Origin of the sequence: Acinetobacter sp. AYS6, from assembly GCF_025630795.1 — a bacterium.
Lineage (GTDB): Bacteria > Pseudomonadota > Gammaproteobacteria > Pseudomonadales > Moraxellaceae > Acinetobacter.
Map to the genome: position 1 here is coordinate 734,394 of NZ_JAOTNV010000004.1, position 15,549 is coordinate 749,942.

Here is a 15,549-nt window from a genome sequence, read left to right on the forward strand (position 1 = left end):
GAAGCTTACGCTTCCTTTTTTTATTTAATTACGACTTACTCTTCTGATACATCGTCATTTGTAGAAACTGCTTCTTCACCATCTACTTCTGAAGTATCCACTTCTCCTTCGAGAAACTCTTCTTCATCTTCAACAGCTTCAATAGACACAACACCCACTAAGGTTTCTTCTTCGCTTAAACGAATCAGACGTACACCTTGTGCATTACGACCAGTCATTGCAACTTCTGCGGCACGAGTACGTACTAATGTACCGCCATCAGAGATAAGCAACAGTTCTTTGCTTTCATCAATAGATACTGCACCTACAAGCTCACCATTACGTTCACTTGTCTTAATCGCAATAACGCCCTTACCACCACGTTTTTTGGTTGGGAAGTCATTTACAGGAGTACGTTTACCATAACCATTGGCACTCGCACACAGCACTTCACCCGTTTCAGGAACAACAACAAGCGATACGATGCGGCTTACTACACTTAAATCTGCTGAATCTTCATTATCATCAGATTCATCATTTTCAACTTCTGCATCTTCTTCAGTTAAAGTGCTGCTTGCAAAGCTAACACGCATCCCACGGACGCCTTTTGCAGTACGCCCCATTGAACGCACGTCAGTTTCTGCAAAACGAATTGCCTTACCTTCATTTGAGAACAACATGATTTGCTGATTACCATCAGTAATCGCAACACCAATTAAGGTATCTTCTTCATTCAGTTCAATTGCACGTAAGCCATTTGAACGAATGTTAGCGAATTGCTCCAAATCAACACGTTTAACCGTACCTGAAGCTGTCGCCATAAATACGTAATGATTCTCTAGGAACTGTGTTAACGGCAAGATAGCAGTTACAGTTTCATTCGCATCTAAAGGTAACAAGTTTACAATCGGGCGACCTTTTGCACCGCGTGAAGCTTGAGGCACTTCAAATACGCGAAGACGATAAACTTTACCTACGTTAGTAAAGCAGAGTACAGTCGCATGGTTTGAAGCCACGATGAGATGTTGAATAAAATCATCATCTTTCATTGAGGTTGCAGACTTACCACGTCCACCACGGCGCTGAGCCTGATAGTCAGAAAGCGGTTGAGTTTTTGCGTAACCTGTTTGTGAAACCGTTAATACGACTTGCTCTTCTGGAATTAAATCTTCACGACTAAAATCAATACGCGATTCAATAATTTCAGTACGACGTCCATCACCATACTGTTGCAGTACTTGCGCTAATTCTTCACGAATCACAGCCATCAATAAATTAAAATCATTAAGAATTGCTGTAAGTTCAGCAATTTGGCCTAAAATTTCAGTATATTCTGCATGTAACTTATCTTGTTCAAGACCCGTTAAACGATGTAAACGCAATTCTAAAATTGCACCCACTTGCGTTGGTGATAAACGGTAAATTGATTCAGTTAAACCAAATGGACGATCTGGGTTTTCACCTTCGATTTCATCTGGACGTACAGAAATAGCACCAGCTTTTTCGAGTAAAGAAACAACACCACCGCCAGCCCACTCACCTGCAAGCAAACGCTCACGCGCTTCACTTGGGTTAGCAGAAGTTTTAATGGTTTCAATAATTTCATCAATATTGGCTAAGGCAACGGTTAAGCCTTCCAAGATATGGCCACGTTCACGTGCTTTACGCAATTCAAACATGGTACGGCGTGTCACAACTTCTTGGCGGTGACGAATAAATGCCGCAATAATATCTTTCAGATTCATCAATTTTGGTTGACCGTTGTCAAGACAAACCATGTTGATGCTGAATGAATTTTCAAGCTGTGTATTTAAGAATAAGTTATTTACGATGACTTCTGCGTTTTCACCGCGTTTCAAATCAATCGCAATACGCATCCCGTCTTTGTCAGACTCATCACGAAGCTCTGAAATGCCTTCAAGTTTTTTCTCTTTAACTAACTCGGCAATACGCTCAATAACTCTTGCCTTGTTGACTTGATAAGGAATTTCAGTAAAGACGATAGTTATACGACCTGTCTTTGCATCTTCTTCGAAATGGTATTTACCACGAATGTGTAGTCGACCTTTACCTGTACGGTAAGCATCAACAATACCTGATTTACCGTAAATAATACCGCCTGTAGGGAAATCAGGACCAGTAATGTATTCCATCAATCCTTCAATCGAGATATTCGGATTGTCAGCATAGGCTAAACACGCATTCACAACTTCTGTCATGTTATGTGGTGCCATGTTTGTTGCCATACCTACAGCAATACCAGCAGCACCATTAATTAACAAGTTTGGAACACGTGTCGGAACCACCTGAGGAATACGCTCAGATCCGTCGTAGTTATCTTCCCAGTCAACAGTGTCTTTTTCTAGATCTGCAAGAAGTTCGTGCGCCAACTTAGTCATACGGACTTCGGTATAACGCATTGCAGCTGCGCTATCGCCATCAATCGAACCGAAGTTACCCTGACCATCTACCAATAAGTAACGTAAGCTAAAGTCCTGAGCCATACGTACAATGGTTTCATAAACAGCTGAGTCACCATGAGGGTGATATTTACCGATTACGTCCCCAACAACACGTGCAGATTTCTTGTAGGCTTTGTTATAGTCATTGCCCAATTCGTGCATGGCAAATAGCACACGACGGTGAACAGGTTTTAGACCGTCTCTCACATCCGGCAATGCACGAGATACGATTACACTCATCGCGTAATCTAAATATGAATGCTTGAGTTCATCCTCAATGGCAATCGGTCGGATTTCCGATACGCTCATGCATACTCCTTCTTACAGATAGAAATTTCTATCTGCTTATATGTCTTGATCTTGCAAAAAATTTAGTTCCGAAAACTGAACTAAAATCGAAAAAAATATAGCTGTATACTATAGCACAAACTGCTTGATAACTGGGAGTTTAGCACTCTGAAAATAGCATTTTTTTACAATAAAAATCCCATTAGAATTAATAAGTTAAAATTAGAGAATTCTAGTTATAAATGTATTTCTTAAAACCCAACAGTTCGACCAAAATATAGACAATATAAAAGTGCTCACTTTAGAGCACTTTTCACCTATTCTTAAAAATAAAACTTATTTTATTATCTAAAATAAATAATATTTAGGTTGAATATGTATGCCTTTATGCAAATCTATTCTTCAGTTAACTTCTTTAAATAATAGGTTTGACATGTCATTTCACGGGCCGATATTGAGCATGAATCCACTGATATCCCATTGAATTTTTACCAATATGTCCTATACCGGGAAAAGCGACATGCGCTGCTCCCACCCACCATTGATTTTGATAGGCTTGCTCAAAAATACTTTTACGAACAGCTATGGCACGATTTGAGTCAGTATCTGGCTTGTAGCTGGCTTCAGGATAAGGAAACTGTACTGCACCATAATGTACAACATCACCAAGACCTAAAAACTTTTGACCGTTTTGTCCATCTACTAAATAAGATGAATGACCTTCTGTATGGCCATGAGTGGCTAGGAGTTGAACATTGGGTACATTAAAAGAAGTTTTGGTAAAAGCGACGAGTTGTCCTGCCTTTTGATATGGCTGTAAGGCATCTCTCGTCATTTTAAATATTGGCTTAAAAAAATCGGTAGCTTTTGCTTCATTCGCTGGCGATGTCCAAAAATCTACATCTTCTTTAGCCAAGTAAACTTTTGCATTGGGATAAGCCATTTTGCCATCAAGTGTAATACCGCATAAATGATCGGGATGAGCATGTGTAATCAAGATGGTATCTATTTGTTCAGGTTGTACTCCTGCCTTCTTCAAATTTTCAAGCACATGGCCCAAGGTTGGACCAAAACATTTTGCAGTTCCAGCATCAATTAAAATATTTTGTGTGGGTGTTTGAACAAGATAGGCAGAGAAATCTGTGACAATATGATTATGTTCATCTACAGGAACAAAGTTTTCTGCAAACAGTTGATTGGCTTTTTTAGCTGAAATACCCAGCAAATCACTACGAGGTAATCCGAGTTCACCATCAAATAATGCCGTCACTTTAAGATTACCTACAGGTTGTAAAAAATAACCATCAACCTGATGCACATTCGTATTTTGTTCACCAGATGTGAACGCACTAGCACTTAATAACAATAATGTTGCAATTGATTTTAATGTTTTCACAATAGAGTCCTTAATATTTTAATAACTTAACTCTATCGGCTTTTATTTATTTAAATCGCTCAACAAGCTACACAAATCGCTCAAACTGAGTTATTCAACAGCTAGCACAGTCGGATCTATGCCATAACGCTGTATAAAACGTTCACGAAAAGTAGAAACAGATTGGTAACCCGATTTGGCTGCAATGGTCTTCATTGGCAACTTGTTTGAATATAACAGCTCAAGCGCATAAGCAAGGCGTGCATACGTAATCGTTTCTCTTAAGGAGGTTTCTTCATGCTTAAGTTTGCGGCGAAGAGTTGCACTACTCAGACCTAAACGCATTTCAATCTCACTAGATTGCCAATGGTGCTGCGGATTATCGGTTACCCAGTCATGAATTATTTTTGTTAATTTAGGTGGAGGTACAATTAACACATCTGAATAATGCTGTTGGCATAATTGCACAAGTATAGAAGCAATACTTAAACGTGCTTTCACCAGATCATTATCAAACAATGCTGTCTGCCATTCAGCAAGATGGCTAGCAAAATCATCAATTGAAAATTTTAATATGGCTTCAGTTTTGTCTAGAATCGGCTTAGCCCAAATCATCTGTGCAGCTTGAATCACCTCTTCACACATAGGTACAAGAATGGTTAAGTATTCACCCGTCACGGGATCTGGCCGATTAACTGCATCAATAATCGTATCGGGTTTGACAATATAGAGGTGACCAGCACTTAAGTTGATTTGTTTTGTTTGAATATTGAGTTGTTGTTGACCATGTAAAATGATACCCATGTGCAATTGGTTCACTTTAATATTTGACAGGCCATGCTGGCTTTTTGATCGAATACACAAATAATCTCGCGCCATATCTGCTCTTGCCAATCTCACAAGTGATTGATGCAATTGATAAGCCTCTACGGAAGCAGAAAAATTGATATTCATAATGATGATCTAAATAAAAAACGCCCTTGGCTATTTATAGCACAAGGGCGTTTTTGAATAAGTGACAAGCTGTAAATTACAACTTGCTTACTAACTCAGGTACTACAGTGTTCAAATCACCAACTAACCAGTAGTCAGCAACACTGTTGATTGGCGCTTCTTCGTCTTTGTTGATTGCAACAATAACTTTAGAATCTTTCATACCAGCTAAATGCTGGATCGCACCAGAAATACCTACAGCAACATACAGGTCAGGCGCAACGATTTTACCAGTTTGACCAACTTGGAAATCGTTAGGTACAAAGCCTGCATCAACTGCTGCACGTGAAGCACCTTGTGCTGCACCAAGCTTGTCAGCTAATGGATCAAGTACTTTGTGGTAGTTCTCACCAGAACCAACACCACGACCACCAGAAACAACAATACGTGCAGCAGTTAACTCTGGACGATCAAGTTTCACGATTTCTTCGTTTACAAACGTAGAAATACCAGCGTCTTTTGCTTCACTTACTGCTTCAACGGCAGCAGAACCACCTTCAGCAGCAACTGGATCAAATGCTGTACCACGAACTGTACCAACAATGATTGCTTCGTCAGATTGAACAGTTGCAATCGCGTTACCTGCATAGATAGGACGCTTGAATGTGTTCGCAGATTCAACAGAAATAATGTCTGTGATCATGCTTACATCAAGAAGAGCAGCAACACGTGGAAGAATGTTCTTACCAGTCGTTGTAGAAGCAGCTAATACGTATTTGTAACCTTTAGCCAAATCAGCAACTAAAGCAGCTACGTTTTCAGCTAACTGGTTTGCATAAGCTGCGTTGTCAGCAAGTAAAACTTTGCTTACACCAGCAACTTTAGCTGCAGCATCAGCAACTGCCTGAGCACCAGAACCAGCAACTAATACAGTAATATCACCACCGATTTTTTGAGCTGCAGCAACAACGTTTAAAGTAGCACCGTTAAGTACTTGGTTGTTGTGATCAGCGATAACTAAAATACTCATGATTTTATCCTTCCGTATTAGATCACTTTCGCTTCATTTTTCAATTTTTCAACAAGCTCATCTACAGATTTCACTTGTACGCCAGCTTTACGTTCTGCTGGAGCTTCAACTTTAACAGTTTTAAGCTTAGTACCAGCTGTAACGCCATAGTCAGCAGGAGATTTAGTATCAAGTGGCTTTTTACGAGCTTTCATGATGTTAGGCAATGCTGCATAACGTGGCTCATTCAAACGCAAATCAGTTGTAATGATTGCTGGAAGCGCCAGTTCAACAGTTTGTAAACCACCGTCAACTTCACGAGTTACTTGTACTTTACCGCCATCAACTTTCACTTCAGAAGCGAATGTACCTTGACCAGCACCCAATAATGCGCCAAGCATTTGGCCTACTTGGTTAGAGTCATCGTCAATTGCTTGTTTACCAAGAAGGATAAGCTCTGGCTTTTCAGCTTCAACCACACCTTTTAGAATTTTAGCAACTTCTAAAGCGCCAATTTCATCAGTAGTTTCAACCAAAATACCACGGTCTGCGCCTAGAGCCATTGCAGAACGGATTTGTTCTTGAGCTTCTTTAGGACCCACAGAAACAACAACGATTTCTGATACTGTTCCTTTTTCTTTTAAGCGAACCGCTTCTTCCACTGCGATTTCACAAAATGGGTTAATTGACATTTTAACGTTGGTAAGGTCAACCCCACTATTGTCCGGCTTAACACGAACTTTAACGTTGGCATCAACCACGCGTTTTACAGCAACAAGAGCCTTCATGTAATCCTCGGCTGTTCTAGCAAAAGTAAATGTTGAGAAAAGTATATTAACTCTTCAATTAAAATTTTTTAGGTGCCCTATCTTGCAATGTGTTTGGCATTTCGGTCAAGTCACAATTTTCCAGAACAGCACAAAAAAGATGGAACCATGAGTTCATAAAAAAAATATGAGGCCTTAGTAGGTGCTATTTTATTCTTTTTGCTCTCTATTTTATATATTGATTTTTATTATCTTTTTATCTTATTTAGCTTATTAGTTAGAAACATAAGTTTGACCCAAAATAATCTAAATTAGATGTTTTAAAGTCAGGGGGAGCGATAAAATATCCAAAGATCAAAATGGTCAATTTGACTATTTCTACGATTTCTCTTAAACAAATTTGTAAAAAAATACAAATGATTTCTACATTCGCCCCAAGCTCGTCAGATTAAACAACTTTTTATTAAGACAATTTTTTAGAACTCTTCACTTTTTTGAGCTCTTGGATGAGCGCGATCATAGACTTGTGCCAAATGATCAAAATCGATATGTGTATAAATTTGTGTCGTAGACAAATTACTGTGGCCTAACATTTCTTGCACCGATCGTAAATCACCACTACTTGATAACATATGGCTAGCAAAACAATGCCGTAATAAATGAGGATGTAAATCTACATTCACACCTGCTCGTTGCGCTTGAAGTTTTACACGGTTCTCGATTTGTCGTGGAGTTAACACACCACCTTTTTGAGAAATAAAAACAAAAGCATTTTGATCAAAAAGGCCTTTCCAGATTTTGTAAATTTTCAGCCAATTCAATAGGCTTTCTTTCGCCTTTTTTCCAAACGGTACAATACGGGTTTTATTTCCTTTACCCGTAATACGTACTAGTTGACGATTAAAATCGATATCTTTAATTGTTAAGCCTTGCAGTTCCGCCAGACGCAAACCACTCGAGTAAAGTAACTCTAGCATGGCTTTATCACGTAACCACAATTGCTGATCAATTGGTTTTTCAGGCATAGGTTGATCTAAAATCTGATTAACCGTTTCTATGTCGATCATACCAGGCAAAGGTCTAGGCTGACGTTTAAGCTTAAAATCATCAGTAGGGTTAATTTCTAGATATTTTCCCTGTTCAGCCCATTTCATAAATTGGCGAATTGAAGTGAGATGGCGCTGCATACTACTTGAACTTAACTGGTCCTGCTCGACACGCTGGGCCAAATATTCACGTAAATCTGAAGCTTCAATATTTCTTAAATCAATTTGTTTGAGCTCGCAGAATTCAAGAAAGCTTTTAACATCTCTTTCATAAGCTGTAATCGTGTGCTCAGACTGGTTCTGAATTTTTCTTTCTTTTAACCACATCGAGAGCAGCTGTAATGCAAAATCCAAATTGCTCTCCATTTTATTTGCTCATTTTATTTTTTCAGTGTATCAAAAAGTAGTTGTTCAGGAAAATTGAGATCGTACTGCATAACAACTCACTACCTTATATATTACACTTCATCTTAAGTATTTGTCGGAACCCTGCTGTCATGACTACCATACTCCTTCCCTACTTAATTGCGATTACATTACTTACCCTTACACCAGGTCTGGATACGACTTTAATTATTCGTACCGCTACTCTTGAAGGTAAATCGAAAGCGTTTCAAGCAGCAGTAGGTATTAGCCTTGGCTGTATTGCATGGGGAATTGTGGTCGCTTGTGGTCTGGGTGCTTTGCTCATGGCTTCTGATTTAGCTTTTAATATTCTGAAATGGATGGGGGCTGCTTATCTTGCATGGTTGGGTTTGAATATGATTTTAAAACCACGTAGCCAACTTACAGACATGCAAGGGAATAATTCAGATACAGCTTCTTCCCAGAACTGGTTTATTAAAGGTTTCTTGGGTAACTTACTCAACCCGAAAGTCGGTATTTTTTATATTTCATTTCTTCCACAATTTATTCCACCACAAGCATCAGCTGTTACTTGGGTCATGGGACTTGTGATGATTCATGTGGTGATTGGGATAGTATGGTCAACTTTATTAATTTTGGCCATGCAGCCGCTGTCACGTTATCTAAAGCAACCTAAATTTGTGAAATATATGGACCGGATTACAGGCAGTATTTTTGTGTTGTTTGCTTTGAAATTGGCTTTGAGTAAAAGGTAAATTTTAAAAAGCGTACTGACATATAGCACGCTAAATAATACTTAAAAAATTACATTAGTTTTTCTAAGTAGGTTTTTATTTGAACTGAAACTTCATCGGCATGTTTTTCTGCTAATTGATGGTCGCCATTTTTCACAACATATAACCTCGAATTTTTAAACTTTTGATTTAAATATTGACCCACCTGAACAGGGCTCACTGGATCGTTATCGCCCCATATCAATAAAGTTTCAATGTTTATATCTGACAAGAACTCTTCATAGTTGGCATTAGTGGTAACAAACCAATCTGGATATTTTAAAAATGCTTGGCGGTATGCTTCACGCCAGTCCTGAACATTAAACGGACTCAGATCTATTCCGCCTGATGTAGCAATCAGGACTAAACCTTTAATCATTTGAGGTTTCTTTAACGCTGCGGCAACAGCAAAAATGCCACCCATAGATTGCGCAACAATTACAGCTTCCTCATTAATTTGATCGACTACATAATTTGTTAGGTCTTCAAAACTTTTGACCTCAAGAGATTCTGGTGTATCGCCAAAACCGGGATAACCAATAATTTTTGTCTGGTAATGCTGAGGTAATTTTTCAATTAAGGGATGCCAAAATGCAGTACTGCCTGATGCACCAGGAAGGAAAATTAAATTATTCATATTCTTATAAATTAATTAAATCAAATAGTATTATACATATAAAAGAAAGCCTCTTTTATCACTTTAGCTAACAAAAGAGGCTTCTATTTTGGTAATGCTATTAACCTTGGAAATAACGTAAATCTAAACGCCCATCATATACATGGGTTGTTGGACCAGTCATCCAGACCACATCACCTTCTTGCCATTCGATTTGTAGCTTACCGCCAGCAAGTTCAACTTCAACTGAGTTAGCAAGTAAGCCACGACGCATGCCACTTACCGCAGCCGCACAAGCCCCTGTACCGCATGCAAGTGTTTCACCTACACCACGTTCGAATACACGAAGGCGCACATGGTTTTCATCAATGATTTGCATAAATCCAGCATTCACACGTTCAGGGAAACGAACATGTGATTCAACTTGCGGGCCAATACCAGCAACATCTGCTGTGAGTACATCAGGAACAATAGTGACAGCGTGAGGATTGCCCATATTGACCACATCAATGCTAATGTTTTGATCGTTGGCTAACTCAAGTGTATATAAAGCTTCTGGTTGTTCAGCAACAAATGGAATTTCATTTGGTAAGAATTTCGGGTAACCCATATTCACGCGTACCCAACCATTTTGTCCAAGTTCTGGCTTTACAATACCAGCTTTGGTTTGAACAGTAATATTCGTTTTGCTCGTTAAATGACGCTCATGTACAAAGCGAGCAAAACAGCGCACACCATTACCACATTGTTCAACTTCAGAACCATCTGCATTGAAAATGCGATATTTAAAATCTGCTTCCGGTAAATCTGGTGGTTCAACAATTAAAAGCTGATCAAAACCAATACCGAAATGACGGTCAGCTAAGCGTTGAATAGTTTCGGTATCTAAATAAGCACGTTGGCTAATCAGATCAACCACCATAAAGTCATTGCCTAAGCCATGCATTTTAGTAAATTCTAACAACATTTCATTTACTCCTCAGGCAACAATCTTTCTTTTTCCCAAAGGGATTCAACTGTTTCACGTTCACGAATCAAATGGGCTTTATCACCAGACACCATCACTTCAGCAGCACGCCCACGTGTGTTGTAATTTGAACTCATTACAAAACCATAAGCGCCTGCACCGAGAACAGCTAACAAGTCATTTTCTTTTAAAGCCAATGAGCGATCTTTACCAATAAAGTCACCTGTCTCACAGATTGCACCAACCAAATCCCAAGTTTTTTCTTCCGTATCTGAACTTGGCACCACAGGTTGGATATCCATCCATGCTTCATATAATGCAGGACGAATCAAATCGTTCATTGCAGCATCAATAATCGCAAAATTACGGTGGCTTGTTGGCTTGAGCAAATCAACTTTTGTTAAAAGCACACCTGCATTTGCACTAATGCTACGACCCGGCTCCATATAAACTTTGAGACCTAACTTTTCTAAAGCAGGTTTCATTGAGTTCGCATATTCTTCGACACTTGGCGGCGTTTCATCTTTATAACAAACACCTAAACCACCACCGATATCAATGTGTTTAAGATTGATACCAAGTTTTTTTAATTCATCAATCATGACCATGACACGATCTAAAGCATCAACGAATGGTTTAGTCTCGGTTAATTGCGAACCAATGTGGCAGTCAATTCCAATGATCTCAAGGTTTGGCAAAGATGCAGCATATTGATAGGTTTCATAAACGGTATCACTTGGAATACCAAATTTATTTTCTTTTAAACCCGTTGAAATATAAGGATGTGTTTTTGCATCTACGTCTGGGTTTACACGTAAAGAAATCGGCGCTTTTTTGCCTAGACGAGCTGCAACTTTTTGAAGACGGTCTAGTTCTGCATATGACTCTACATTAAAGCAGGCAATGCCTACGTTTAACGATGTTTCAATATCGACTTCGGTTTTACCTAAACCCGAAAAAACAATTTTAGATGCATCCCCACCCGCTTTTAAAACACGTGCAAGTTCACCACCAGATACGATATCAAAACCCGCACCCAGTTTTGCCAATACATTAAGAACAGCTAAATTTGAGTTAGATTTCACCGCAAAACAGATTTGATGATCAATAAAGTCAAAAGCACGATCCATATCTAAGTAATGTTTTTCAAAAGCTGCTTTTGAATAAACATACAACGGTGTGCCAAATTGCTGCGCAAGCTGCTCCAGAGAACATTGCTCTGCGTGCAATACTCCATTAATGCGAGTGAAACTCATGAATGTGTCCTTATTTCAAAGCTTAGGGTGAAGTTGTTTGGGTTGGGGCTGATGCTTCAACTGGCTGTTCAGCTTGTTCATCCTGTTGCACAACTTGTTTTGGTTCTTTATTACGATAGAGCAAGTATTTCGCACGTTTGTCATAATTTGGATCAGAAGGTAGTTGTAATACTCCTGACTGACCACAAGCACTAAGCAAAACACTGCTGCTCAATAAACTGATGAGGCAAATGACACGACGCATCTGAGCACCTGATTTAAACAATTCGATGCAGTATACCGTGATCATGCAGGCGGCTAAAGAGTAAACTTAAAGAGAAAAACAATATGCATAAAAAACGCCAGCTTTTAGGCCGGCGTTTGATCATAACTAAATAAATTTAATTACTTTTTATGACGCGGTTTATAGAAGAAGAAATAACCAATGATCAAGATAACAAACCAAATTGGGCTGACTTTAAGCGCTTTAAACGTATCTGGCTCTAAAGACAACACGTAAATCATACCAATAAAGAAAATAATCGTGATCCAACATGTAAATAGGCCGCCCGGCAATTTAAATGTTGATTTTGCATGCAGCTCAGGACGTGTAGTGTAATAACGGATATAACTCCAGATAATGAGTAACCACACGCAAATGAACAGAATCGTTGAAAGTGTTGTTGCAAGCGTAAATGCCTCAACGGTATTTGGTACAAAATACTGTAATGCTGCACCTAACAATAAACACGCAGCAGAGAAATACAATGCATTTGCAGGTACTGCACGTCTGTTCAATTTACCAAAAGCTTTTGGTCCCTGATCTTCACGTGATAAACCAAATAACATACGGCTTGTTGAAAATACGCCACTGTTCATTGATGACATCACTGATGACAATACCACTAAGTTCATCAAGATTGCTGCGGCTGCAACACCTGCTTGACTAAACAAGTTTACAAATGGGCTGATGGCTGGATCAATTTTATTCCATGGTGTTACTGACATTACAATAATCAATGCGAACACATAGAAAATAATGATACGAATTGGAATTGAGTTAATGGCTTTAGGCAAATTACGTTCAGGATCTTTAGTTTCCGCAGCCGTTGTTCCGACAAGCTCTACACCCACGAAAGCAAAAATCGCAATCTGGAAGCCTGCCAAGAAGCCATGTACACCCGTCGGGAAGAAACCACCATTTGCCCACAAATGAGTAAAGGATGCCACTTCACCAGTAGTCGAGGTAAAGCCTGTAAAGATCATCCATAGACCCACAGCAATTAAAATAATAATTGCTAGGATTTTGATAAGCGCAAACCAGAACTCCAACTCACCAAACAGGCGAACTGTTAACAAGTTCAAGCCCATAATGAATACAATGGCTGCCACACTAATCATGGCACCTTCGACAGGCGAAAAAGGTAGACCATTATTGAAGAATTGTAGGTAATAAATAATTGCAGAAAGATCGGCAATACCAATGGTGATCCAACACAGCCAATAGGTCCAGCCTACAAAATAACCTGCCCATGGGCCAATTAAATCTGTGGTGAAATCAATAAATGATTTATAGGCAAGATTTGAAAGAAGTAGTTCGCCAAGCGCTCGCATGACAAAAAACACCATCACACCAATGATTAGGTAAATGAATAAGATTGAAGGGCCAGCAAGACTAATTGTTTTGCCCGATCCCATAAACAATCCCGTACCAATTGCACCGCCAATCGCAATCAGCTGTAAATGCCGATTTGACAGGCTACGATGGAGCTCACCTTGTTCATGAGACTCATTCAGATTTTGATTCGACATCTTATCAATACACTCCAGTAATTTTTTTTAGTCCGTTAGCTAAAATCAAAAAGACGATATCGCACCATTTGCAGGTATCTTTTAAATGTATATTTTTTGATAATTTTTCAGCTAACCGATTTTTATCTGTATTGCTGATGATTTCAAGCTACATACAATTAAATCTGATAATACGCACAAGCCCATAGCAATACAACGCACTTTACGGTCTAAAAACATGACTTGAACTTGTCTGATTTTTAAATTAAAAAGACGATTCAATTGACCGTTTTTCTAATCTTCAATTTCATTTCAGTCCTTCATCTGTTTATTAAAAACACCCCTGCTCGACCTTAATCTTTTAAATTAACTAACACATGACAATGACCTGATATTTTCGTTGTTTTAAATTAAGCAAAATGTATTCCACTTCAAAACTGATTCTCTATTTTGGTTTTGTTATACTCAGCTTCTACTATTAATTAAGAAGTTTTTAACTGAAGTCGAATATGAGCAAAGTCAAAACTGTTTACCGTTGCGAACAATGTGGTGCTGACCACCTTAAATGGGCAGGTCAATGTTCAGAGTGTGGTGAATGGAATTCTTTGACTGAAGTCAAACTTGAACCTACCACTGCTCACCGCGCACGTCCCAAAGTTGGGGGCTATGCAGGCCAAGTTGCCAATATTACAACGCTCAATAAAGTTACTTTTTCCCATGAAACCCGCTTACAGACAGGTATTAGCGAATTTGATCGCGTACTTGGCGGTGGCTTAGTCACGGGTTCAGTTGTATTGATTGGTGGTGACCCCGGCATTGGTAAATCGACCATTCTTTTGCAAACTGCAACCTATATGGCAAGTGCAAAAAGCTCTGCACTTTATATTACCGGTGAAGAATCTTTATCTCAGGTTGCACTTCGTGCTCAACGTCTTGACTTACCTACTGACCAGTTAAAAGTCATGGCAGAAACCTGCGTTGAACGAATTTGCGAAGTTTTAGAACAAGAAAAACCTGTCGTGGCGATCTTAGATTCGATCCAAACGCTGTATACAGAAACACTTCAGTCTGCTCCGGGCGGTGTTTCACAAATTCGTGAATCTGCTGCTTTATTAACTCGTTATGCAAAAAATAGTGGCACTGCACTCTTCATTGTCGGTCATGTGACCAAAGAAGGTGCACTGGCTGGTCCACGTGTTTTAGAACACATGGTGGATTGCGTACTTTACTTTGAAGGCCAATCTGACTCTCGCTACCGAATGATTCGTGCGGTTAAAAACCGTTTTGGTGCAGTCAATGAGCTTGGCGTATTTGGCATGACAGATAAAGGTTTACGCGAAGTTGCCAACCCTTCTGCCATTTTCTTAAGTCGTTATGATGAAGCAATCCCCGGTTCAATTGTCATGATTAGCCGTGAAGGGACTCGTCCGCTTTTAGTTGAAGTACAAGCTTTAGTTGATGATGCTCAAGGGCAACCTCGCCGCGTCGCATTAGGTCTTGAACAAAACCGTTTAAATATGCTTCTTGCTGTCATGCATCGTCACGGCGGTGTTCAAACCACTGGTCAAGACGTCTATGTGAATATTGTGGGTGGCTTAAAGATTACTGAAACAGGTTCTGACTTAGCCGTTTTACTTGCATGCGCTTCAAGTTTACGAACTAAAGCTTTGCCCCAACAGCTTGCAGTTTTTGGAGAAGTTGGCCTTTCTGGAGAAATTCGTCCTGTACCAAATGGTCAAGAGCGTTTAAAAGAAGCTGCAAAACATGGCTTTAAATATGTCATTTTGCCAAGAGGTAATGCGCCGCAAAAAGCAATTCCAGGCGTACAAGTCATTGCGGTTGCCCGCCTGCATGAAGCATTGACAGAAGCAATGCAACTTAGTGATGAATTGACATAAAAAAACATACTTTTATGGTTGAAATTTAGCGTAAATACCTTCAT

General features: G+C 39.3%; 13 protein-coding genes. 2 read left to right on the forward strand and 11 right to left on the reverse strand.

Annotation, left to right across the window (positions count from 1 at the left end; translation table 11 throughout):
- Nucleotides 1–35: 35 nt before the first annotated feature.
- From gyrA to xerA, 6 genes are all read right to left on the reverse strand, one after another.
- Complete coding sequence (gene gyrA, locus OD757_RS04320) at nt 36–2,750, reverse strand: DNA gyrase subunit A (RefSeq protein WP_263030961.1); 2,715 nt, start codon at nt 2,748–2,750, stop codon at nt 36–38.
- A gap of 415 nt (nt 2,751–3,165) precedes the next feature.
- The gene (locus OD757_RS04325; RefSeq protein ID WP_263030962.1) at nt 3,166–4,125 is read right to left on the reverse strand and encodes an MBL fold metallo-hydrolase; all 960 of its coding nucleotides are present in this window, start codon (nt 4,123–4,125) and stop codon (nt 3,166–3,168) included.
- 90 nt (nt 4,126–4,215) lie between these two features.
- Nucleotides 4,216–5,058: a helix-turn-helix domain-containing protein gene (locus OD757_RS04330; protein ID WP_263030963.1), complete on the reverse strand. Its 843-nt coding sequence runs from the start codon at nt 5,056–5,058 to the stop codon at nt 4,216–4,218.
- 76 nt (nt 5,059–5,134) lie between these two features.
- The gene (locus tag OD757_RS04335) at nt 5,135–6,067 is read right to left on the reverse strand and encodes an electron transfer flavoprotein subunit alpha/FixB family protein (RefSeq protein ID WP_009393589.1); all 933 of its coding nucleotides are present in this window, start codon (nt 6,065–6,067) and stop codon (nt 5,135–5,137) included.
- A gap of 17 nt (nt 6,068–6,084) precedes the next feature.
- Entirely contained in the window at nt 6,085–6,834 is a 750-nt protein-coding gene (locus OD757_RS04340; RefSeq protein WP_009393511.1) for an electron transfer flavoprotein subunit beta/FixA family protein, read from the reverse strand.
- Nucleotides 6,835–7,289: 455 nt separating this feature from the next.
- Complete coding sequence (gene xerA, locus OD757_RS04345; RefSeq protein WP_263031016.1) at nt 7,290–8,186, reverse strand: site-specific tyrosine recombinase/integron integrase; 897 nt, start codon at nt 8,184–8,186, stop codon at nt 7,290–7,292.
- 170 nt (nt 8,187–8,356) lie between these two features.
- On the opposite strand from xerA, the gene OD757_RS04350 reads away from it, so the two are divergent.
- A complete protein-coding gene (locus OD757_RS04350; RefSeq protein ID WP_263030964.1) occupies nt 8,357–8,980 on the forward strand; it encodes a LysE family translocator in 624 nt (207 codons plus the stop codon).
- A gap of 49 nt (nt 8,981–9,029) precedes the next feature.
- Here OD757_RS04350 and OD757_RS04355 read toward each other — a convergent pair whose 3' ends face one another.
- The 5 genes from OD757_RS04355 to OD757_RS04375 form a co-directional block, all read right to left on the reverse strand.
- Entirely contained in the window at nt 9,030–9,635 is a 606-nt protein-coding gene (locus OD757_RS04355; protein ID WP_263030965.1) for an alpha/beta fold hydrolase, read from the reverse strand.
- A gap of 100 nt (nt 9,636–9,735) precedes the next feature.
- The gene (gene dapF / locus OD757_RS04360; protein ID WP_263030966.1) at nt 9,736–10,581 is read right to left on the reverse strand and encodes a diaminopimelate epimerase; all 846 of its coding nucleotides are present in this window, start codon (nt 10,579–10,581) and stop codon (nt 9,736–9,738) included.
- Between the two features lie 5 nt (nt 10,582–10,586).
- Nucleotides 10,587–11,837: a diaminopimelate decarboxylase gene (gene lysA / locus OD757_RS04365; protein ID WP_263030967.1), complete on the reverse strand. Its 1,251-nt coding sequence runs from the start codon at nt 11,835–11,837 to the stop codon at nt 10,587–10,589.
- A 22-nt stretch (nt 11,838–11,859) separates the two neighbouring features.
- The gene (gene lptM / locus OD757_RS04370) at nt 11,860–12,081 is read right to left on the reverse strand and encodes an LPS translocon maturation chaperone LptM (RefSeq protein WP_263030968.1); all 222 of its coding nucleotides are present in this window, start codon (nt 12,079–12,081) and stop codon (nt 11,860–11,862) included.
- Between the two features lie 140 nt (nt 12,082–12,221).
- Complete coding sequence (locus OD757_RS04375) at nt 12,222–13,628, reverse strand: amino acid permease (RefSeq protein ID WP_263030969.1); 1,407 nt, start codon at nt 13,626–13,628, stop codon at nt 12,222–12,224.
- A gap of 488 nt (nt 13,629–14,116) precedes the next feature.
- Here OD757_RS04375 and radA point away from each other — a divergent pair, with 488 nt between their 5' ends.
- Entirely contained in the window at nt 14,117–15,505 is a 1,389-nt protein-coding gene (gene radA / locus OD757_RS04380; RefSeq protein WP_009393526.1) for a DNA repair protein RadA, read from the forward strand.
- Nucleotides 15,506–15,549: the final 44 nt, after the last annotated feature.

Excerpts from the sequence above, each read along its gene's own strand:
- gyrA (WP_263030961.1), bottom strand. The coding sequence starts at position 2,750 with ATGAGCGTATCGGAAATCCGACCGATTGCCATTGAGGATGAACTCAAG.
- OD757_RS04330 (WP_263030963.1), bottom strand. The coding sequence starts at position 5,058 with ATGAATATCAATTTTTCTGCTTCCGTAGAGGCTTATCAATTGCATCAA.
- OD757_RS04335 (WP_009393589.1), bottom strand. The coding sequence starts at position 6,067 with ATGAGTATTTTAGTTATCGCTGATCACAACAACCAAGTACTTAACGGT.
- OD757_RS04340 (WP_009393511.1), bottom strand. The coding sequence starts at position 6,834 with ATGAAGGCTCTTGTTGCTGTAAAACGCGTGGTTGATGCCAACGTTAAA.
- xerA (WP_263031016.1), bottom strand. The coding sequence starts at position 8,186 with ATGTGGTTAAAAGAAAGAAAAATTCAGAACCAGTCTGAGCACACGATT.
- OD757_RS04350 (WP_263030964.1), top strand. The coding sequence starts at position 8,357 with ATGACTACCATACTCCTTCCCTACTTAATTGCGATTACATTACTTACC.
- OD757_RS04355 (WP_263030965.1), bottom strand. The coding sequence starts at position 9,635 with ATGAATAATTTAATTTTCCTTCCTGGTGCATCAGGCAGTACTGCATTT.
- dapF (WP_263030966.1), bottom strand. The coding sequence starts at position 10,581 with ATGTTGTTAGAATTTACTAAAATGCATGGCTTAGGCAATGACTTTATG.
- lysA (WP_263030967.1), bottom strand. The coding sequence starts at position 11,837 with ATGAGTTTCACTCGCATTAATGGAGTATTGCACGCAGAGCAATGTTCT.
- lptM (WP_263030968.1), bottom strand. The coding sequence starts at position 12,081 with ATGCGTCGTGTCATTTGCCTCATCAGTTTATTGAGCAGCAGTGTTTTG.
- OD757_RS04375 (WP_263030969.1), bottom strand. The coding sequence starts at position 13,628 with ATGTCGAATCAAAATCTGAATGAGTCTCATGAACAAGGTGAGCTCCAT.
- radA (WP_009393526.1), top strand. The coding sequence starts at position 14,117 with ATGAGCAAAGTCAAAACTGTTTACCGTTGCGAACAATGTGGTGCTGAC.